16 protein-coding genes are annotated in these 17,003 nt (G+C 71.3%); 7 read left to right on the forward strand and 9 right to left on the reverse strand.

What is annotated here, in order from left to right:
• The first annotated feature begins 168 nt into the window (after positions 1-168).
• On the forward strand, positions 169-948 hold the full coding sequence (locus BN39_RS05645; RefSeq protein ID WP_019201392.1) for an ABC transporter permease: 780 nt from the start codon (positions 169-171) through the stop codon (positions 946-948).
• Positions 949-1,052: 104 nt separating this feature from the next.
• Positions 1,053-3,017, forward strand: a complete 1,965-nt coding sequence (locus BN39_RS05650; RefSeq protein ID WP_019201393.1) for a DUF222 domain-containing protein — start codon at positions 1,053-1,055, stop codon at positions 3,015-3,017.
• 9 nt (positions 3,018-3,026) lie between these two features.
• Here the strand turns inward: BN39_RS05650 and BN39_RS05655 are convergent, their stop codons facing one another.
• Together BN39_RS05655 and BN39_RS05660 are read right to left on the reverse strand one after the other, a co-directional pair.
• Positions 3,027-3,344, reverse strand: coding sequence for a cupin domain-containing protein (locus tag BN39_RS05655; RefSeq protein ID WP_019201394.1), 318 nt, complete (start codon positions 3,342-3,344; stop codon positions 3,027-3,029).
• Between the two features lies 1 nt (position 3,345).
• Complete coding sequence (locus BN39_RS05660; RefSeq protein WP_019201395.1) at positions 3,346-3,807, reverse strand: GbsR/MarR family transcriptional regulator; 462 nt, start codon at positions 3,805-3,807, stop codon at positions 3,346-3,348.
• A 65-nt stretch (positions 3,808-3,872) separates the two neighbouring features.
• Here BN39_RS05660 and BN39_RS05665 point away from each other — a divergent pair, with 65 nt between their 5' ends.
• A complete protein-coding gene (locus BN39_RS05665; protein WP_019201396.1) occupies positions 3,873-4,808 on the forward strand; it encodes an ABC transporter ATP-binding protein in 936 nt (311 codons plus the stop codon).
• Positions 4,805-6,385, forward strand: a complete 1,581-nt coding sequence (locus BN39_RS05670; protein ID WP_019201397.1) for an ABC transporter permease — start codon at positions 4,805-4,807, stop codon at positions 6,383-6,385. Before BN39_RS05665 ends, BN39_RS05670 begins: the two co-directional genes overlap by 4 nt.
• A 342-nt stretch (positions 6,386-6,727) precedes the next feature.
• Here BN39_RS05670 and BN39_RS05675 read toward each other — a convergent pair whose 3' ends face one another.
• The 5 genes from BN39_RS05675 to BN39_RS05695 form a co-directional block, all read right to left on the reverse strand.
• On the reverse strand, positions 6,728-7,519 hold the full coding sequence (locus BN39_RS05675) for a glutamate racemase (protein WP_237741627.1): 792 nt from the start codon (positions 7,517-7,519) through the stop codon (positions 6,728-6,730).
• A 109-nt stretch (positions 7,520-7,628) separates the two neighbouring features.
• The gene (locus BN39_RS05680) at positions 7,629-8,315 is read right to left on the reverse strand and encodes a response regulator transcription factor (protein WP_019201400.1); all 687 of its coding nucleotides are present in this window, start codon (positions 8,313-8,315) and stop codon (positions 7,629-7,631) included.
• 191 nt (positions 8,316-8,506) lie between these two features.
• A complete protein-coding gene (locus tag BN39_RS05685) occupies positions 8,507-10,624 on the reverse strand; it encodes a bifunctional SulP family inorganic anion transporter/carbonic anhydrase (RefSeq protein ID WP_019201401.1) in 2,118 nt (705 codons plus the stop codon).
• 108 nt (positions 10,625-10,732) lie between these two features.
• Entirely contained in the window at positions 10,733-11,794 is a 1,062-nt protein-coding gene (locus tag BN39_RS05690; RefSeq protein WP_019201402.1) for a cell wall metabolism sensor histidine kinase WalK, read from the reverse strand.
• Entirely contained in the window at positions 11,791-12,480 is a 690-nt protein-coding gene (locus BN39_RS05695; RefSeq protein WP_192814836.1) for a response regulator transcription factor, read from the reverse strand. The genes BN39_RS05690 and BN39_RS05695 overlap by 4 nt, the downstream gene beginning before the upstream one ends.
• Positions 12,481-12,548: 68 nt before the next feature.
• On the opposite strand from BN39_RS05695, the gene BN39_RS05700 reads away from it, so the two are divergent.
• Positions 12,549-13,433: a cytochrome c oxidase assembly protein gene (locus BN39_RS05700; RefSeq protein WP_019201404.1), complete on the forward strand. Its 885-nt coding sequence runs from the start codon at positions 12,549-12,551 to the stop codon at positions 13,431-13,433.
• A gap of 10 nt (positions 13,434-13,443) precedes the next feature.
• Complete coding sequence (locus tag BN39_RS05705; protein WP_019201405.1) at positions 13,444-14,118, forward strand: DUF998 domain-containing protein; 675 nt, start codon at positions 13,444-13,446, stop codon at positions 14,116-14,118.
• Here the strand turns inward: BN39_RS05705 and BN39_RS22660 are convergent.
• Positions 14,051-14,383 carry a helix-turn-helix transcriptional regulator gene (locus tag BN39_RS22660; RefSeq protein WP_081585934.1) on the reverse strand — a complete coding sequence of 111 codons (333 nt, stop codon included), beginning with the start codon at positions 14,381-14,383 and terminating at the stop codon, positions 14,051-14,053. The two genes, BN39_RS05705 and BN39_RS22660, sit on opposite strands and share 68 nt — an antisense overlap.
• 101 nt (positions 14,384-14,484) lie before the next feature.
• Here BN39_RS22660 and BN39_RS05710 point away from each other — a divergent pair, with 101 nt between their 5' ends.
• Positions 14,485-15,696, forward strand: coding sequence for an MFS transporter (locus BN39_RS05710; RefSeq protein ID WP_019201406.1), 1,212 nt, complete (start codon positions 14,485-14,487; stop codon positions 15,694-15,696).
• A gap of 21 nt (positions 15,697-15,717) precedes the next feature.
• Here the strand turns inward: BN39_RS05710 and BN39_RS05715 are convergent, their stop codons facing one another.
• A complete protein-coding gene (locus BN39_RS05715; RefSeq protein WP_019201407.1) occupies positions 15,718-16,983 on the reverse strand; it encodes an Ig-like domain-containing protein in 1,266 nt (421 codons plus the stop codon).
• Positions 16,984-17,003: the final 20 nt, after the last annotated feature.

Below are 17,003 nucleotides of genomic sequence, written 5' to 3' on the forward strand. Positions count from 1 at the left end.
GGGCGGTGGCCCTGGACAGGACTCACCTCAGGCATCGTTGGCTGTGCCGCAAATTCTAGTTTCCTCGACCTGATTCACCAAATAAAAGGCTGACCTAACCCGCCTTGACCTGGAGGGACGCCGAGTATCCGGGGTGCTTCGACTGGGTTTCCGCTAGGTTTCCCGGACGTGACCGGAAGCGATTCCCGCGAGTTGCTCACCGCGGGCCCCGCGCTCGCGGTGGCGCTCGTGGCGCTCGCCCTCGCGGGCGCAGCCGTCGCGTGGCTGGGCCGGACCGGATACGGCGCCGCGATCCTCGGTTCGACGGTGCGCGCGACCATCCAGCTCGGGGCGCTCGGGATGGCGCTGAGCCTCATCGTGCGGAGCCTGTGGTTCACGGCCGTGTTCGTGGCGCTGATGGGCGCGACGGCCGGGTGGACCGCGACGCGGCGGATCGTCGGGAGGCTGCCGCGGTGGCCCGAGATCGCGCTGACCACGGCCGCGGTCGCCGTGCCGTCGGCGGCGCTGGCGGCGGTGCTCATCGCCGCCGGGGTGCTGCCGGCGGCGGGGATCGCGGTGATCCCGGTGGTGGGCAGCGGATTCGGCGCCGCGATGACGGCGGCGGGCCTGGCCGGGAAGCGGGCACTCGAGGAGCTGTCCGCGCGGCGCGGAGAGGTGGAGGCCGGGCTGGCCCTGGGCATGGAGCCGGTGACGGTCCGGCTGGAGGTGTGCCGGCCCGCCGCGGCGACGGCGCTCGTCCCCGCGCTGGACCAGACGCGGACCGTGGGGCTGGTGACGATCCCCGGCGCGTTCGTGGGCATGGTGCTCGGCGGCGCGTCGCCGCTGGCGGCGGCGATCATGCAGCTGTACGTGCTCGGGGCGATCCTCGCGGTCGCACCTATCGCCGTGGTCGCGGTGACCCTCGTGGCGGCACGCGGGTGGTACGAGGCCGGCCCCCACCCCTTCTGAGGATGATCCGACATTTCGCGGGAGGCGGAACGCTCTGCGGGCGAGAAGGATTCCGCCCGTATTTGAGGTAGCAATAGCCGTGCGTGCGGAGTAGACTCGAATGTATGAGCACAGCAGACGATGGATTCGAACACGGGAGGGCGGTCCGCCGGCCGCTGCCTCCCGAGTTCGGGGACGTCGCCGGCCTGGATGCGGCCGCCCTGCTGGCCGACCTGCGCTCGGTGCTCGTCGAAGCGAACCGGTTGGAGGCAAGGAAGAACGCGGTGCTCTCCCAACTGTTCGCGGTCCGTGACGATGCCCGACGGTGCCGGGCCGAGTCCGATCGCCGGTTCGTCGGGGACTGGGACGAGTTGGTCGCCGAGGCGGGTGCGGTGCTGCAGGTGGGGCGGGGCGGTGCCTCGGCGGCCGTGCACCGCGGCCTGGACCTCCGCGAACGCCTCCCGCACGTTTTCGCGGTCTGCACCACCGGCATCGTGACCACCCAACAGCTCTACGCCGTCCTGCGCTATGCGTCGGCGATCATCGACGACCGCGTGCTGCATGAATTCGACGTCCGCATGGCCGCCTGGCTCTCCGGCACTCTCGCCGACCCCGATGTCGCGGTGACCGCGTCGGCGGTGGAGGAGGCCGCGAAGCAGATCCTGGTGCGGATCGACATCGACGCCGTGCCGCAGGTGCCGGAGAAGAAGCCCCGCTTCGGGATCGACATGCATGCGCGGGCGGACGGCACGGTCGATGTCGAAGCGATCATCCCGAAGGCGGACGGGATCCGGTTCGCCGGTTTGCTTGCGGACATGCTGAAGACCACCTGCCGGAAGGATCCGCGCACGCTGGGTGAGCGGCAGGTCGCCGCCCACGCGGCGTTGATCGAAGGCTACGAGACCCTCGGCTGCCAATGCTCCGACGAGGCCTGCCGGTTCAAGGAACGCAAACCCCGCACCGCTGCCGTGGCATCGGAAGTAAAAGCCCTGGCGCTGATCCTCCTCAACGAATCCGACCTCCGCACACCGGAACCCGCCGCGGCCGAACCCCAGCCCGCCACCACTGCTGCTGCGGTCGACGACGCGATCACCCTGTTCGACGAACCACCCGCCGCCGAAGACACCACGCCCGACGCAGACGACGCAGACGGCACGGACGTCACGAACGACGCGGACAACGCAGATGGTGCGGGCGGCGTATCCGGAACAACCGGGGACATCGTCTCCGGCGACTCGGGTGCAGCGCCCGCGGCATCTCCCCCGGACTCGCCCGCGGCGCACGAATCTCGCGAATCGACCGGCCCCGGGCTGCCCCCTGAGCCGGCACCATCGGACGCATCAGGAGGGGCGTACGTGGTGTGCGACGAACTCGGCATCTCCGGGCCGGTCACCGCGGAGCAGGCGAACGACCTGATCGCCGACTGCGACACCACCATCCGCGTCCTCGGCAAACGGGACTCGGTCACCGGGGAGATCCACATCGCGGGGGCCTCGGGTTACACGCCGACGCAGTATCAGCTTCTGATCATGCGGCTGACCTACCCGACGTGCGTCTTCCCCGGCTGCAGCGTGCCCTCGACCCGTTGCCAGGCCGATCACGTCGCCGAATACGACCACCGCGACCCCGCACGCGGCGGCAAAACAACAGTCGCCGGGAAACACGGCCCCGGGAACCTGGTACCGCTGTGCGGATTCCACCACCGCATCAAAACCGAAACCGGATGGCTCTCCGACATCCTCGACGACGGCACCGTCGAATGGCACCACCCGGCCGGCGGCATCTGGCTCACCCCACCCGGCGCCGCGCAGGAAATCCTGCCCGGGCTCGGGAAACTCGTCTGGGACACCCCTGCCCGCACCGAATCAGAAGAGCAGACCGAACCGCAGACCTTCGACACCCACGCCGAACACCGCGCCCAACAACGCCGCGACGAACGCACCAAGAACCGCCGCATCCGCCTCGAGAAGGTCAAGAAGCGCGCCGAGGAACGACTCCGGAAGGAGCTGGAGCGCCAACGTAAGCAGGCCGAGGAACAGGGCGTCGAGTTCGTCCCGAACACGGAACCCGAACCCCCACCGCCCTTCTGACGGCCGCAGTCAGCCGAGGAGCAGCAGCGTGAGGTCAGCCGGGACATCCGCGGAGACGGCGTGCACCTCGCGGGCGTCGATGTGCAGGACCGCACCCGGCGTCAGCTCCATCCGCTCCCCCGCGACGGCCACCGTCACCACGCCGCGCAAGACGGACAGCAGAATCGGTTTGGGCGCGTTGTGATCCGCGAGTTCCTGCCCGGGGCGGAAGGTGAGTTGAATGATCGTCGCTCCGGCGACCGAAGCCAGCCGCACGACGTGTGGCCGCGCACCGTCGGCCTCCTCCCCCGTAGCGAGACCCTCGACCAGGGACCAGGTTCCGCTCATATCAGTGCCCGTGCTTGCGCATACGCTCTTCGCGCCAGCGCTCCAACATCGTGGGCAGCTCGCCGATCATGAACTCGAAGAAGTCCCGCATCACCGTGACCCGCTCGGCCGCCCCGCCGCCGTCCGGAAGCTCCTCCAGGCCGTCGTCGGCGATGCTCAGCCACCGTTCCAGGATCGCGTTGCGTGAGGTGAGCGCCTCGTACCAGACGTCGTCGCCCAGGCCGATCAGGGTGTGGCGGGACCCGGGCACATGGGAGCGCCGGATCATTCCCGCCTGCTCCAGGTACCCGACCGCACCGGAGACCGCACCGGCGGACACCGAGAGCTGAGCCGCGATCTCGGACGGGGTGAGCGCCCCCTCGGGGGAGGCGAGCACGGCCGAGAAGACCCTTGCCGCCATCCGCTGCATGCCCGCATCCACGAGCGACGACGCCATGTTCTCCACGAAGTTCGGCGCATCCATGCTGGTCACAGTATCTAAACTTCCGACACTTCACAAATTTCTGAAACAGGTATAGCGTCACCGACATGACCAACGATGTCATCCGCGCCGAGGGCCTCACCAAGGCCTTCGGTAGCGCACACGCACTCAACGGACTCGACCTGCACGTGCCCCCCGGCGAGGTTCACGCCTTCCTCGGCCCCAACGGCGCAGGCAAGTCGACCACCATCCGCATCCTCCTGGGGCTGCTCAAGAAGACGTCGGGCACGGTCGAGCTGCTCGGCGGGGACCCCTGGCGCCAGGCCAGCGAGCTGCACCGCCGGCTCGCCTACGTCCCCGGCGACGTGACCCTGTGGCCGAACCTCTCCGGCGGAGAGATCATCGACCTCATGGGGCGCCTCCGCGGCGGCCTCGACGAGGGGCGCAAGAACGAACTCCTGGAACGCTTCTCGCTCGACCCGGCCAAGAAGGCCCGCACCTACAGCAAGGGCAACCGGCAGAAGGTGGCGCTCGTGGCCGCGTTCGCCGCCCGCGCCGAGCTCCTCATCCTCGACGAGCCCACCTCGGGCCTCGACCCGCTGATGGAGGAGGTGTTCACGCGCTGCCTCGAGGACGCCAAGGCCGAGGGCACGTCGATCCTGCTCTCCAGCCACATCCTCTCCGAGGTGGACCGCGTCGCCGATGCGGTCACCATCATCAAGGACGGCGCCACCGTCGAGACCGGTTCGCTCGACTCGCTGCGGCACCTGTCGCGCACGCGCGTCGAGGCCACCGTCACGCGGCCCGTCGACCTGTCGGCCACGCCGGGCGTGCACGACCTCCAGGTCGACGGTGACCGGCTCGGCTTCAGCGTGGAGGCCTCCGACCTCGGCACGGTGCTCGGCACCGTCGCCGCCGGCGGCCCCACGTCGCTGACCAGCCGTCCGCCGACGCTCGAGGAACTGTTCCTCCGCCACTACGACACCGCCGGCGGCGCGAACCCGGCCGGCACCGCGACCAGCCGCGAGGGGGCCGCGCGATGACCGGCCTCGCCGCCACGCTGCGGCTGGTGCTCCGGCGCGACCGGATCCAGCTGACCGTCTGGCTCCTGCTCTACGTGGCCATGGCCGCGTCGGCCTATTCCACGGCCGAGACCACCTACGCCGACCAGGCCTCGCTCGAATCCGCGGCCCGCGCCGCGAGCGAGAACCCCTCCCTGGTCGCGATGTTCGGCCCGGTGTACTCCGCGACGACCGGCGCGGTCGGCATGATCAAGATGGTGGTCATGATGGCCGCCGCGCTCGGCCTGCTCACCGGCCTCCTGGTGATCCGGCACACCCGCGCCGACGAGGAGTCCGGACGCCGGGAGATGTTGGGCGCCTCCGCGATCGACCGCACCGCTCCCCCGCTCGCGGCGCTCATCGAGTCCGTGGTCCTGAGCCTCGCGATCGGCGTGCTCACCGCGTTGACGCTGATCGGCATGGGCGCGGATACGACCGGCAGCATCTCGTTCGGCGCCGTGTGGGCGGCCACGGGCATCGTGTTCGCGGCGTTCGCGCTGCTCTGCGCGCAGCTCACCGAGGGCGCCCGCGCCGCGCGCGGGCTGTTCGCCTTGGGCCTCGGCGGCGCGTACCTGCTCCGGGCGCTCGGCGACGTCTCGGTGCTGCGGACCGACGGTACGCTGCCCGCCGAACCCGGCTGGGAGTCCTGGCTGTCGCCGCTGGGATGGGCGCAGCAGACCCGTCCGTTCGCCGACGACCGCGCGTGGCCCCTGCTCCCGCTTCTGGCCCTCACGATCGTGTTCGTGGCCGTGGCGCTACGGATCGCGGCGAACCGCGATCTGGGCGCCGGCATCATCCGCGTCGGGCGCGGTCGCGCGACGGCGAGCCCGCTGCTGGGCTCGGTGGGGGCGCTCACGTGGCGCCTGCACCGCGGCCAGCTGATCGGCTGGAGCGTGGGCTTCCTCGCCGTCGGCGCCGCATTCGGCGGGATGGGCAGCGCGATCGACGATCTGGCGGGCAACGCGGGCACCCGCGAGATGCTGGAACGCCTGGGAGGGTCGGGGTCGAGCCTGCTCGACGTGTTCTTCGGAGCCGAGTTCTCCGTGATGGCGATGGCCACTGCGGCACTCGGCATCTCGATCGTCAACACCGCCTGCTCCGAGGAGGTGTCCGGCCGCGCCGAGTACCTGCTGTCGGGGCCGGTGCAGCGGCTGCGCTGGTACGCCTCCCACCTCACGGTCGCGGTGCTCGCGACGTTCGTCGCCACCCTGGCCCTCGGGGTGGGCGTCTCACTCACCGCGAACCGCCAGCTGATCGTCCCCGCGCTCGCGGCCCTGCCCGCCGTGTGGGTGATCACGGCGATCGCCGCGCTCGCCGGTGCGATCTCGGCCCGGTACTCGTCGGCGGGATGGATCGTGTTGGCCCTGTGCGTGACGATGATGGTGGCCGACGTGCTCAAGCTGCCCGACTGGGTGTCGAAACTGTCGCCGTTCAACCACGTCGCCACTCAGCCCGGGGCGGCGGTGTTCACCGGCGCCACCATGGCGCTCCTGGTGATCGCGGCCGCGGGCCTGTGCGCCGCCGCGGCTTCGGAGACGCGCCGCGACCTCGCCGCCTGACCCGCCGCCGCGGCGACCGCCGGAACCTCGGTGGGTTTCGGCGACGACACGCCGGCGGCGACCGCAGCAGTCCACCCAGGCTCGGAAGGCGGCCCCACGGGCCGCCTTCGTCACAGCGGATGCGCGCTGGGCCTGCTCATCGGCGGCGGCTTCTTCGCATGCCTGGCGCATCTCATCGAATGAGAACCTTGAGAGTTCAACTGAGAGAAGTCAGGCAAACTTGTTGCTTCAAAGGGCCTGGAAATGACTACTGACCGCAGCGAGCGAGTCAGCTGCGGTCAGTGCATTCTCAGGATAACAGCACGGTTGCGATTATGCATATATCTCATCGCGAGTTTTTTCTCACCCGTTTTTCGCATCCCGAACGCAGCGATCCAGGAGCAGCCTGCCCGCCGGGTACACCGCCAGTTCCTCCGGCAACAGGCCCGGCCGGCCGGACTCCAGCACCGCGATGACGGCACCCAACTCAGGCGGCCCACCGGGCTCCTCGCCGATCCGGCGCAGCACCTGACGCGCGACGGGCTCCGGCGAATCGAAGACCGCCACATCGCGGCCCGTCCGTTCGCGCAGCGCGGCCACGATCTCGTCCTCGACCAGCCCGTAATGGGTGCAGCCCAGCACCACCGACTCGATCTCCGGCGGGGTCAGGGCCGCGGCCTCGGCGATCGCGACGGTGACCAGTCCGGGGTCGCCCGAATCGATCGCCTCGGCCAGCCCGTAGCACGGGATCCGGTGCGCGAGGGCCGGATCGGCGAAGGCGTCGATCAGCGACGTCTGGTACTCGCTCACCGTCGCCGCCGCGGTGGCCCAGACCGCGAAGGGGCGCCCCGTCGCACCGGCGGGCCGGATCGCGGGCACCACCCCGACCACGGGGATCGCCGGCTCGAACCGGGCGCGCGCCGCCTCCAGCGCGTACATCGAACCCGTGTTGCAGGCCACGATGATCGCGTCCACGTCGTACCGCACGGCCGACGCCGCCATGGACACCACGCATTCGGAGATCCGCGCGGGCTCGAGCAGCCCGTAGGGCATGTTGTCGGGATCGCGCGCCAGCACCAGCTCGGTATCGGGCCGCACCCGGGACAGCGCGTCGGCGTAGTTCACCATCCCGAAACCGGAGTCGATCACCGCCACGCGCACGCCTACAGAGCCTAGCCGGTGAACCACGCCCGGAAGACGGTGGTCGGGTCCTCGCGGCGGTGGCCGACGTCGCCGCCCAGCAGTCGCGCAGTGTCCCACGCGTTCACGGGTCCGGCTGGAACCGGTATCCGAACCCTCGCACCGTCTCGATGTGGCTCGGTCGGCCGGCGGGGTCGATCTTGGGCCGCAGCCGCAGGATCGCGTTATCCACCAACCGGGAATCGCCGAGGAAGTCCTGGTTCCAGGCGAGGGCGAACAACTGCTCGCGGCTGAGCACCCGACCCGGATGGTCGACGAACACGGACAGCAGCCGCTTCTCGGTGGGAGTCAGGGGCAGCGGCTCGCCGTGGCGGAGCACCTCGGCACCCGCCTTGTCGACCGTGAGGCTCGACGGTGCCTGCGGCGCGCGGTCCGGCGGTCCCTCCGCCGGCGCCGCGGCCCGCCGCAGGGACGCCTTGATCCGGGCGTCCAGCACCCGCGGGCTCACGGGCCTGACCACGTAGTCGTCGGCGCCGGCCTCCAGCCCCGCGACGGTGTCGACGTCGTCCGACCGTGCGGTGAGCATGAGGATCGGCACCGGGCTGGAGCGCCGGATCCGCCGGCAGACGGCGAAGCCGTCCTCGCCCGGGAGACCGATGTCGAGGATCACCGCGTCGGCCTCGCCGACCCGCTCCTCCAGATCCTCCGTGGCGGCGGGGACGTGCTCGACCGCGTGGTCGAGGCGGCCCAGTGAGAGCGCGAGCGCTCCGACGACGGCCGGATCGTCCTCGATCAGCAGCAGTTTGACCACCCGTGAACCGTCCTCTCCCGCGCCGGGCACCGTTGTGTCTTCGCAAACACTTCCGTTCTACACGTTCGCAAAGACTTCCGCCTCCACGTCGCGCGCGTCCTCCCGCCGTGCCCCGGCCGTGTCACAGACGTGGCACGGACGGCTGCGCGGCGCCGCGGGGGTGAGCTCCGCGGCGCCGCGCCGGCGCGTCGTCAGGCGGGGGTGAGGGTGTCCGCCTCCACGACCGCCGAGTCCGTCACGCGCAGGACCCGTCCCGACGCGATGTCGAAGAACAGGCCGATCACCTCGATGCCGGGCCGTCCGGCCAGCAGCGGGTGCGCGCGCATCGCCTCCACCTGGACCGCGATGTTGACCAGGGAGAGTTGGTCCGCCGCACCGAATCCCGCATCGGCGGCCGCGCCGCGCACGGGATGGCCGCCCTCGTACGCCGCCACCGCCGACGACGCGTGGTCGATCCACTGCTCGATGGTGGCGGGCACCGCCGGCCGGTGCAGGGCGACGCCCATCGCGCCGCACGACGAGTGCCCGCACACGATGATCTGCGACACCCGGAGCTCGTCCACCGCGAACGAGACGGCGGCCTCCAGCGAACCGTCGGACCCGGCCTCCGGCACCAGGTTCCCCACGTTGCGCACCGTGAACAGGTCGCCCGGGCCGCTGCCCGTGATGACGTTGGGCACGACCCGCGAATCCGCGCAGGTGAGGAACAGCGCCTCGGGCCGCTGGCCGCCGCTGAGCTCGTCGAAATCGTCGCTGAGCAGCGGAGCGTGCCGCCGGTGGTAGCGGGCGATGCCGTCGGCGAGCCCGCCCCGCGCGTGCGCCCGCCACGGCAGCAGGCCGCGCTCGGCGGGCCGCTCGGTGGTGCGGCGCGGCGTCCGCGTGCCGGCGGCGTCGATGGCGGCGGCGCCCAGATCGTCGATCGTCACCGTGCCGCCCTCGGCCCGGTAGCGGCGCGCCCATTCGGTGATCTCCTCGGCCGACGCGTGGTCGAGGAAGTCGACGGTGAGCTCCACGGCCACGTCGGCCCCCGGGGGCACCGAGGCCAGCACCCGGGACAGCCGCGGCAGCGCGAAGAAGCTCAGCGAGCCGTCGACGGACACGTGCCAGCGCCCGGCGGCGTCCGGCGCCGCGTCGATCGAGGCGCGCGCGATCCGCCACAGCACCAGCAGGATCGCCACGACCAGCCCCGCGAGGACGCCCTCGAGCAGGTTCAGGAACAGCACGCCCAGGATGGTGACCGCGTACACCAGGATGTCGCCGGTGCGCCGGGCCGCGCGGATGTGCGCGGTCTTCACCAGCTGCACGCCGATCACGATGAGCAGGCCGGCGAGGGCGGAGGTCGGGATCTTCTCGACCAGTCCGGAGAGGGCCACCGAGAACAGCAGCAGCCACACGCCGTGCATCACCGCCGACCACCGGGTGCGGGCGCCGGAGGCCACGTTGGTGGCGCTGCGCACGATGACGCCGGTCACCGGGAGGCCGCCGAGGAGGCCGGAGAGGGAATTGGCGGCGCCCTGGCCGATGAGCTCGCGATCGAGGTTGGACTTGGGACCGTCGTGCATCTTGTCGGTCGCGACCGCGGACAGCAGGCTCTCGACGCTGGCGATGAGCGCGATGGTGAACACGCCCAGCGCGAACGCCGCCCACTGCCCGGACGGCAGCTCCGGCAGGCCGATCGCGTCGATGATGGAGCCGTTCAACCGGATCCGTTCCACGTTCATCGGCACCACCAGCGAGAGCACCGTGGCGGCGACGATCGCGACCAGCGCGCTGGGCACTCGGCGGAACCGCTCCGGCAGGCGCGGCCACAGCAGCATCACGGCGATCACCACGACGCCGATCGCGAAATCGGGCAGGTGCATCGCGCCGATCCGGCCGGGCAGGTCCACGAGGTTCTGCAGGACCGAGCTGCGGGAGGAACCGCCCAGCAGCACGTGCGTCTGCTGGATCACGATGGTCACGCCGATACCGGCGAGCATGGCGTGCACCACGACCGGCGAGATGGCCAGGGCCGCACGGGCGATCCGGCTCATGCCGAGCGCGATCTGCACGAGGCCGGCCAGCAGGGTGATCGCTGCGGTCACCTTCCAGCCGAACTTCGCGATGAGCTCCGCGACCACCACGGTGAGGCCCGCGGCGGGGCCGCTCACCAGCAGCGGCGACCCGCCGACCAGCCCGGCGACGATCCCGCCGATCACGCCCGCGATGAGTCCCGCCATGAGCGGCGCGCCCGATGCGAGCGCGATGCCCAGCGACAGCGGCAGCGCCACCAGGAACACGACGATCGACGCGGGGGCGTCGAAACGCATTATCTCTCTGAGTTTCTCCTGCACGCCTCCACTGTGGAGACGCGCTGTGTCGGCGGCGCCGCACCGCCGTGAAGGTTCGGTGAAGCCCCCTGAGCAGCGTGTCCGCCGTCACATCGTGGGCAGCGTGAACGCGAAAGTGGCTCCGCGACCGGCTCCTTCGGACTCCACCCAGAGGTGCCCGCCGTGCGCGGTGACGATCGCCCTGCTGATGGTCAGGCCCACCCCGCTGCCGCCGTGGTCCCGGTCGCGCGCGACGTCGGTGCGGTAGAACCGCTCGAAGATCCACGGCAGGTGCTCGGCATCGATGCCGTCGCCGCGATCCGTCACCGCGATCCGCACCCGCCGCTGCCCCGCGGCCGACACTCCGATCTCCACGGATCCGCCGGACACGCTGTGCCGCAGCGCGTTGGTGAGCAGGTTGGCCAGCACCTGGTCGAGCCTCTGCCGGTCGCCGTGCACCCGCACGTCCTCCGGTGCGGTCCGCACACGCAGTTCGACCCCCTTGTCGGAGTAGGACTTCCACGCGGCCCGCGCCGCGGACTGCACGAGGTCGGACACCTCCACCGCGGCCGGCTCCAGGTTCAGCCGGCCGTCCTCGGCGTGCGAGACCGAGAGCACGTCGTCGGTGAGACGCGCCAACCGCGTGGTCTGGCCCCGCAGCATCGTCAGCGTCTCCTCGTCGGGCCGCACGACGCCGTCCTGAATGGCCTCCAGGTACCCGTCGAGAACGCTGACGGGCGTCCGGATCTCGTGCGCCAGATCGGCCAACAGCCGGCGCTGCGACAGGTCGGTCGACTCCAGCTTGGTGGCCATCTCGTTGAACGCCCGCACCAGGTCGTCGGCCTCCGGCCCCAGCGACAGCGGCGCCACGCGCACGCCGGTGCGGCCGTCGGCCACCTGCCGCACCGCTCCGGACAACCGCCCCACCGAGCGGCTGAGCCGCGCGGCGAGGACCACGCTCGCCGTGGTGCACACCACCACGGCGCCGCCGAATCCGAGCGTCACGGCCAGGACGTCGACGGCCCGGGAGGAGGTGCGGCCCAGGATCAGCGGCCAGATCACGAAGTCGACGAACGCGGTGACCGCGAGCGTGCTGAGCGACACGGCCATGAGCACCACGCCCAGGCGCCCGCCGATCCCGACGTCGCGCGGGGCCCGGATCCGCCTCACCCCGCGCCCATCCGGTAGCCCACGCCGCGCACCGTGCGCACGTACTTGGGATCGGCCGCCTCGTCGCCCAGCTTGCGGCGCACGCGGCCCACGTGCACGTCCACCAGCCGCTCGTCGCCCACCCAGCCGCCGCCCCACACCGCGTCGATGAGCTGCGCCCGGGAGAACGCGATGTTGGGGCTGCGGGCCAGCACCGCGAGCACGTCGAACTCGGTGGCGGTGAGCTCGACCACCCGCTCCCCGACGCGCACCTCGCGGGCCAGCAGGTCCACCGCGAGATCGCCGAACCGGCGGGCGGAGCCGACACCGTCGGGCATCCGGCGCGGGCGGCGCAGCATGGCCCGCACCCGGGCCACCACCTCGCGCGGGCTGAACGGCTTCACCAGGTAGTCGTCGGCGCCCACGGAGAGGCCGACCACCTTGTCCACCTCGTCGCCGCGGGCGGTGAGCATGATGACGTAGGCGTCGCTGAACGAGCGGACGGAGCGGCACACCTCGATGCCGTCCATCCGTGGCAGCCCGATGTCCAGGACGATCACCGAGGGGTCGGTCTCGCGCACCAGGCGCAGGCCCTCCTCCCCGTCCCCGGCCACGAGGACGTCGAATCCCTCACGCGTCAGATAGTCCCGGACCAGGCGCGCGAGCGCCGGTTCGTCCTCGATCACCAGGATGGTTTCAGCTGTCATGACATACATAGTAATATGCGCATGTGCGTATTCCGCCTCCTCCCGTGGAACCTCCCACGATCACGGGCATGCTGGGCTGGGCCCCGCCGGCGCTCCCGCTGCTCCCCGTGCTCGCGCTCGCCGCGGCCACCGCGTACCTGGCCGGGGTCGTCGCGCTGCGCCGGCGGGGACGACGGTGGCCCGCCGCCCGGGTGGCGAGCTTCCTTCTCGGGTGCCTCGCGCTCGCGGCGGTGACCGGCTTGAAGATCGAGGCGTACTCCTGGCACCTGTTCAGCGCGTTCATGTTCCAGCAGCTGACGCTCTCCATCCTGGTACCGCCGCTGCTGGTGGGCGGGGCGCCCGGGGTCCTGCTGCTCCGCTCCGTACCGCACCGCGGTCCGGGGCGGTTCGTGCTCGGCGCGGCGCTCGGCGTGCTCCGCAGCCCGCTCACCCGGATCGCGATGCGCTCCTGGTTCACCATCCCGCTGTTCCTCGCGAGCTACTACGGCGTGTACCTCACCGGCCTCGTGGACGCGGTCGGCGGCACCTGGGCCGGGCACACGGCGCTGCAGCTGTTCTTCCTGGCCTCGGGCGTACTGTTCGTGCTGCCGATCCTCTCGGTCGGGCCGCTCCCCGGCCGCGAATCCTGGCTGATGCGCTTCTTCGACATCTTCATCGAGATGCCGCTGCACGTGTTCATCGGCGTGATCCTCATGATGGCGACGACCCCGGTGATCGCGATGTTCGCCGACCCGCCCCCGTCGTGGGGGATCGATCCGATCCGGGACCAGTCCGTCGCCGGCGCCCTCGCCTGGTCCTACGGCGAACCGATCGCGATGGTCACCGTCTGCGTCTTCGCGTTGCGCTGGCGGCGGGCCGAACACCGCACCTCCACCCGCCACGGGGCGGACCGCCGCGAGGAGGACGAGCGCGCGGCCTACAACGCGTACCTCGAAGACCTGCGGCGTCGGTAGCCTGGTCGGCATGCAGCGTGCGCGCCTCGTGATCCTCGCCGGGGCCGTGTTCTATTCCGCGTGGATCATCGCCCCGCTCATGGGTTCCCGGCTCGACCCCCTGCGCTCGTACGTCAGCGAGGTCGGCGCCGCCGGCCAGCCGCACGCCGTGTTCTTCCGGTGCACGGACCTGCTGGCCGGGACCTGCTTCGTGGTCGCGGCGGCGCTGTGGTGGCGCGCCGCGGGCAGACCGTCGTTGCCGGGCCGGATCGCGCTGTGCGGGGTGCTGCTCATGGGCGCCGCCACGATGTGCGACGCGGCGCTCCCCCTGTCCTGCACGCCGACCGCCGACCCGGCGTGCCAGGCCCGCGAGCTCGCCGGACAGGTGCCGTTCACACATGTCGCGCACGCGTTCTCGTCCGGCCTCGCCGGTACCGGCGGGGCGATCGCCGTGCTCGGCTGGCTCGCCTGGCTCCGGCGGCGCAGGCCCGACGGTGCCGCGCTCCCCGCGGTCGTCACAGGGTTCGTGTTCCTGATCGCCACGGTGTGGACCGTCGCGGCGATGGCACCGTCGTCCCTCGGATTCGAGGCTCCCGAGCTCTACCTGGGCCTCGCTCAGCGGCTGCAGATCGCGTCGATCACGCTGTGGCTGGTACTGATGGCCGTGACGAGGCTTCCGCCTCCGCGGCGTCCAGCACCGAGCTGAGCAGCCCCGGATACGCGGCCTCGACCTCGTCCCCGCGCAGCAGCTGGCGCGCGTGGGCGCCCACATCGTCGCGCCGCGTGATACCCGCCTCGCGGAGCACCTTGAAGTGGTGACTCGCGGTCGCCTTGGTCACCCCGTCGTAGAGGTCCCCGCAGGCCATCGGACCCTGGGCCCGATGGAGGCGGCGGACCACCTCGAGCCGGACGGGGTCGGCGAGTGCCGCGAGCACGGCCTGCAGCGGTGCCACGTCTGGTTCGGACATCATTCTCGTTCCCTGAGATAACGGTTTGATCTTCGTCGAACCGGTCGGTAGTGTCCGTATCGGTTCGACGATCATCGAACCCAACCGTACACCGGAGGCGATCGATGAGCATCACCCAGCAGGCACAGGTCTCCCCCGCCGCGCACCCGCAGCGCTGGGCCTTCGCGCTCCTGCTGACGCTGCTCGCCCTGGCGCTCGGGGTGTCCGGGCTCCCCTCGCCGCTGTACCCCATCTACCAGCAGGAATGGCACCTCTCCGCGCTCTCGACCACCGTCGTGTTCGCGGTCTACGCGATCGGCGCGCTCGGTGCCGCGCTCACCGTCGGCCCCGTGTCCGACGCGGTCGGCCGCAAGCCCGTGCTGCTCGCCGCCGTGGGCACCATCCTCGTGGGCCTCCTGCTGTTCCTGTTCGCCGGCGCCGAATGGCAGCTGATCCTCGCGCGGTTCCTGCACGGCGCCGCCATCGGCTCGATCACGGTGGTGGCCGGTGCCGCCCTCCTCGACGTCCGCCCGCACGACGGTGCGCGCAACGGCATGCTGTCCGGCGTCGCCCTCAACATCGGGATCGCCGTCACCGCGCTCGGCGCCGCCGCCGTCGCGCAGTACGCGCCCGCGCCGCTGCGCACCCCGTTCGTCGCCATGGGCGCCGTGGTCACCGCCATCCTGATCGGCGTCATCGCCCTGGTCGAACCGCACGCCGCGCGCACAGGCGGGCGCGTGCGGCTCAGCCGTCCCGGCGTGCCCGGCGAGATCGCGAGCGACTTCTGGTTCTCCGGCATCGGCATCGTCGCCGCGTGGTCGGTGCTCGGGGTGTTCCTCAGCCTCTACCCCGCGCTGGTGCAGCACGTGACCGGGCACCGCTCGGTGATGTTCGTCGGGATGCTGGTCGCGGTCATGGCCGCGGCGTCCGCGGTCTCGCAGTACATCGGCGGCCGATTCCCCGCGCGGCCCACCGCGGTGGTGGGCGACCTCGGCCTCGCCGCGTCGCTCGGGCTCGCCGTCCTTGCCGTGCGCTCGGGCTCCACCTCGCTCATCGTGCTCGACACCATCGCGCTCGGCGCCACCTTCGGCCTCGCGTTCGGCGGCTCGCTGCGGCACGTCGCGTCCGTGGCCCCCGCGCACGCACGCGGGCAGGTGATGAGCGCCTACTACCTGCTCGGCTACCTCGCCATGGGCGTGCCCACCGTGATCGCGGGCTACCTCGCCACCGGCTACGGCACCGCCACGATCTTCCCCTGGTTCGTCGCCGCCGTCGCGACGGGCTGCCTCGTGGCCGCGTGGATCGGCATGCGCGGCAGGCGCTCCCGGACCGCCTAGGCCCGGGACGGCACCGTCGGTCTAGTTCTCGACGGGCAACGCGCTGCCCGCGACCCACGTCTCCCAGGGCACGGACCAGTCGCCGTTCTGCCACTGCTCCAGCGGCGGGCCGCCGGTGTTGCGGACCTCCACCACGTCGCCCTGCTGGCTGATGCCGAAGAACCACTGCGCGTTCGCGGGGCTCAGGTTCAGGCAGCCGTGCGATTCGTTACGCACGCCCTGCGCGCCGATGTTGTCCAGCGCGTGCAGGTAGATCCCGTCGTTGCTGATCCGGGTGGCCCACCCGATGACCTGCTTGTAGCCCAGGCGCGCGTTGATCGGCAGGCCGTAGGTGGACGAGTCCATGGTGACGGGGTTCGCCTTGTCCAGCACCGTGTACACGCCGCGCTGCGTCCAGAAGTGCAGCGTGGTGCCGTTGACCACCTCGTTGCCGCCCTGCCCCATCGACGTGGGCATCGAGCGCACCATCTGGCCGCCGATGAACACCTGCACCTGCTTGGTGGTGTCGTCGGCGATCGACACGTGCGACTCACCGATGCTGAACGAGATCGCCACGTCCTTCTCGCCCCACAGGCCCGGGCTGACCTCCTTGCCGAACACCGCGCACTCGATGTCGACCTTCGTACCCGGGGCGTAGTACTCCCGGGGCCGCCAGGCGACCGTCTTGTCGGTGGTCCACATCCAGGCGCCCGGCACGTGCGGGGTGGTGGTGACCTTGAGCAGCTTCTGCGCGGTCGCGCGGTCGGTGATCGGCTCGTCGAAGTGGACGACCGCGATCTGCCCGACCCCGTACACCGCACCGTCGTTGAGTGCCTGCCCGCCGGTGTTCTCGAAGTACGGCAGCGTCATGTTCGGCGGCTTCACCGTGGAGAAGGTGTACTTCTTCTCCCGCGGCAGGCCCAGCGTCTCGTACTTCACGAGCACCGTGTACGTGGCGCCGTAGACCAGCGGCTTGGTCGACTTCCAGCTCAACAGGTCCGTGGAGAGGGCGCCCTCGAGCGGCGCGCCCTGCGCGTCCGTCACCGTGACCGTGCCCAGCGTGGCCTTCGCGATCGTGACGGTGACCTCGCCGGTGGGGTTGACGTTCTGCGCCGCGTCGGCGGGCGTGACGGTGACCTCCGCCGGATCGGGCGGAGGCGTCGACGGGCCGCCGTCCCCACCGCCACCGCCCACGTCGCCGATGGTGCACGCCGCGGTGAGCGGCACCGCCGCGGCCGCGCCGATGAGTACCGTTCGCCTCCGCACGCGCTGCGCGTCGAAGCCCCGGGCACGGTTGTCTTGCGTCACGTGAATCCCCTCGCCGTTGC

It is taken from the genome of Tsukamurella sp. 1534 (assembly GCF_000312385.1).
Classification (GTDB): domain Bacteria; phylum Actinomycetota; class Actinomycetes; order Mycobacteriales; family Mycobacteriaceae; genus Tsukamurella.

What these genes read in the sequence shown, in the direction of transcription:
- BN39_RS05655 (WP_019201394.1), bottom strand. Translation starts at nt 3,344, where the DNA reads ATGAGCGGAACCTGGTCCCTGGTCGAGGGTCTCGCTACGGGGGAGGAG.
- BN39_RS05660 (WP_019201395.1), bottom strand. Translation starts at nt 3,807, where the DNA reads ATGGATGCGCCGAACTTCGTGGAGAACATGGCGTCGTCGCTCGTGGAT.
- BN39_RS05700 (WP_019201404.1), top strand. Translation starts at nt 12,549, where the DNA reads ATGCTGGGCTGGGCCCCGCCGGCGCTCCCGCTGCTCCCCGTGCTCGCG.
- BN39_RS05710 (WP_019201406.1), top strand. Translation starts at nt 14,485, where the DNA reads ATGAGCATCACCCAGCAGGCACAGGTCTCCCCCGCCGCGCACCCGCAG.
- BN39_RS22660 (WP_081585934.1), bottom strand. Translation starts at nt 14,383, where the DNA reads ATGATGTCCGAACCAGACGTGGCACCGCTGCAGGCCGTGCTCGCGGCA.
- BN39_RS05685 (WP_019201401.1), bottom strand. Translation starts at nt 10,624, where the DNA reads ATGCGTTTCGACGCCCCCGCGTCGATCGTCGTGTTCCTGGTGGCGCTG.
- BN39_RS05670 (WP_019201397.1), top strand. Translation starts at nt 4,805, where the DNA reads ATGACCGGCCTCGCCGCCACGCTGCGGCTGGTGCTCCGGCGCGACCGG.
- BN39_RS05695 (WP_192814836.1), bottom strand. Translation starts at nt 12,480, where the DNA reads ATGACAGCTGAAACCATCCTGGTGATCGAGGACGAACCGGCGCTCGCG.
- BN39_RS05665 (WP_019201396.1), top strand. Translation starts at nt 3,873, where the DNA reads ATGACCAACGATGTCATCCGCGCCGAGGGCCTCACCAAGGCCTTCGGT.
- BN39_RS05650 (WP_019201393.1), top strand. Translation starts at nt 1,053, where the DNA reads ATGAGCACAGCAGACGATGGATTCGAACACGGGAGGGCGGTCCGCCGG.
- BN39_RS05705 (WP_019201405.1), top strand. Translation starts at nt 13,444, where the DNA reads ATGCAGCGTGCGCGCCTCGTGATCCTCGCCGGGGCCGTGTTCTATTCC.